This is a genomic window from Paraliobacillus ryukyuensis, from assembly GCF_003315295.1.
Lineage (GTDB): Bacteria > Bacillota > Bacilli > Bacillales > Amphibacillaceae > Paraliobacillus > Paraliobacillus ryukyuensis.
Genome location: NZ_QNRI01000027.1, coordinates 1 through 2469, shown reverse-complemented (window position 1 = coordinate 2469; position 2469 = coordinate 1). Strand labels below are relative to the sequence as shown.

Sequence of the window (2469 nt, the reverse complement as noted above, 5' to 3'; positions counted from 1 at the left end):
TGAAATATTCTTTATTTAGATTTATCGACGTTTTTGAGGCGTTTGCTATCTATCTACTCTGTTTTGCTTCAAACTTAATATTTATATATGTACAAACTTTGAATTTAGAAGAAGTCTCTTATATTTTAGAGTCTTTCATTAAAAGTATTATCGATTATCAGATTATAATAAATATTTTTCTTACATTTATTATGATTATATTTCACTATCAATTTTTAGAGCGTAAGAAAACAGAAATATCTTGCCGAATACTTGTAGGAGATACAATGGTACATATTATCATCCGATATATCTTGCATAGTCTAGCTATATTAGTGTTTAGCTTTTTACTATCACTCTCATTAAACTTCTATTTAGAGCTGAAGGTAACCAGCAATCTCTACTTAGTTGTTATTTTTATTATATATATATTAATAAGTGCAGGTCAGGTGAAAAGAGAATGAGAATATTACGTTTTTTTATAACTAGAATATTTTTAAAAAGATGGATACTTGTTTTGGGTATGATCATATTACTTTTTTTAGCTAATTATCTTTCTTTTACTACTGCTCGTTCCATTATTTCAACTTTTCAAGGTTATCAAGAAATAGAAACGCTCAATCAAGAAGGAACTTTTGTTGCTAATCTAGACCCAAATAGTGAACCTGATTTTGCTAAAATTAAAATAGATGACACCCAAAAAGTATATAAATATTTAAACAACAATTATACTTATGCTCTGCAAGCCAATGGTTTTGTCACTTCATTAGATAATAAACATAAGATGGATGTTATTCTCAATTATATCAATGAAGAGTCTTATAAAATAAATCAATTTAGATTATCTCAAGGAAACCACTTAAACTTCAATTATAAATTGAATAAAGAAAAAATACCTGTGCTAGTTGGTGCAGGTTTGGCCAAAACATATCCTGTAGGGTCAAATATTGAGATTACAGATCCTGCCACCCAACAACTAGTCAATTTAAAAGTACAAGGAGTCTTGAAGAAGAATTCTTATCGTTCTAATTTTTATGCTCCCAACTCAAAGACTTATTTTAATTTTTCAATTTTTCTACCTGTTAATAAAGAATTTATTCAAAGTGCGGGTCTTGACCTCCACGTTAATGGTTTGATGGACATTGTGCTTCTTGATTCGACAAAAGAGAAAGCAATGAATGTAAAAGAACATATTCAGGAAAATCTGGGTTTAGAGTTTAACTTTTTTAATCAACAAGAAAACTTTAAATACTTTGAAGATTATTATGTTAATTCATTAAAAATCATCTGTACTATCACCTTTATTTTACTCATAATCATTGTTTGTCTAGCTATCTGGAATACTTTGGTAAGCATTCGATTAATGATAAAAGATTTTACAATCAATTTATTAGTTGGATTAAGTTATTCAAAACTAAGAGCCATTTTTTATAGTTATTTTGGAATATTGTTTTCTATTATTCTAGCCATTGTATTTGTGATAACTGCTATCGATAGATACGGCTTTTGGTTAAGAAAAGACTCAACTTTTGCTACTTACGGAATATTTGGCGTAATAAGTATGGATTGGATGGCTTTACTTATTGTTCTTTTTATAGATTTTATTATTGGGTTTACGATTGTTGAACTTACGATAAGAAAAATTAAACGTATTCCGATCTCCGTGGGGGTGTTACAATGAATCGTATAATGAAACTAGAAATCCAGGAAAAAACGTTCAAGAAGAAAGGTTTTTCTATCTTAAATGATTTTGATTTGGAAGTTGAACCTGGGGAAAGACTTTCGATTATAGGAGAGTCTGGCGTTGGAAAAACTTCTTTGCTTAATATTATTGGTCTACTGGATACACAATATCAAGGGAGCTATACCCTTTTTGATTCATCTGTTAAGGATTTATCACGAAATAAACTAGCTGAGTGGCGTAATCAAAAAATTGGTTTTGTTCTTCAAGAGTCTGCATTAATTCATTCTTTGACCATAGAGGATAATATTAAATTGCCACTTATGTATGCTAACATTGAAAAAGACCTAACTGCCCAAGATCACTTTAAAAAAATTATTAATAAAATTGGGATTGAGTCCATTTTGAAAAAAAAACCGCTTGAGTGTTCTGGTGGCCAACGATCTAGAGCTGTTTTTGCTAGGGCTGTAATGATGAATCCCCAAATAATTTTATCAGATGAACCAACTGCGTCTTTAGACATAGAAAATAAAGAAAAAATTATCAATCTACTTTTTGATATGAATAAAGAATTTAATACTACTGTTATTACAGTGACTCATGATTTAGATTTAGCCAATCGTCATGAACGAATAATCACTCTCGAAAGGAATGAATAAAATGGGATTCTATATAATGATCATGTCATTCATACTTGGCATATTCTTTACCATTCTTGGTGTTTCTCGTAGGAAACGTAATTTTTTATACAAGTCTTTCATAGTGCTAGGAATCATTCTCATTCTGTTTGCTGTTTATCTAGCAAGGCC

The 2469-nt window shown here is 29.6% G+C and carries 3 protein-coding genes; all 3 read left to right on the top strand.

Translation table 11 applies throughout. From position 1 onward, the window contains the following. A partial coding sequence (locus DES48_RS16120; protein WP_211318501.1) for a hypothetical protein occupies positions 1-443 on the top strand: 443 nt, incomplete at its 5' end. Further along, positions 440-1660: an ABC transporter permease family protein gene (locus DES48_RS15670; protein WP_113870231.1), complete on the top strand. Its 1221-nt coding sequence runs from the start codon at positions 440-442 to the stop codon at positions 1658-1660. The genes DES48_RS16120 and DES48_RS15670, both read left to right, overlap by 4 nt. After that, the gene (locus DES48_RS15665; RefSeq protein WP_113870230.1) at positions 1657-2319 is read left to right on the top strand and encodes an ABC transporter ATP-binding protein; all 663 of its coding nucleotides are present in this window, start codon (positions 1657-1659) and stop codon (positions 2317-2319) included. Before DES48_RS15670 ends, DES48_RS15665 begins: the two co-directional genes overlap by 4 nt. Positions 2320-2469: the final 150 nt, after the last annotated feature.

Coding starts and splice junctions, on each gene's coding strand:
- DES48_RS15670 (WP_113870231.1), top strand. CDS start 440: ATGAGAATATTACGTTTTTTTATAACTAGAATATTTTTAAAAAGATGG.
- DES48_RS15665 (WP_113870230.1), top strand. CDS start 1,657: ATGAATCGTATAATGAAACTAGAAATCCAGGAAAAAACGTTCAAGAAG.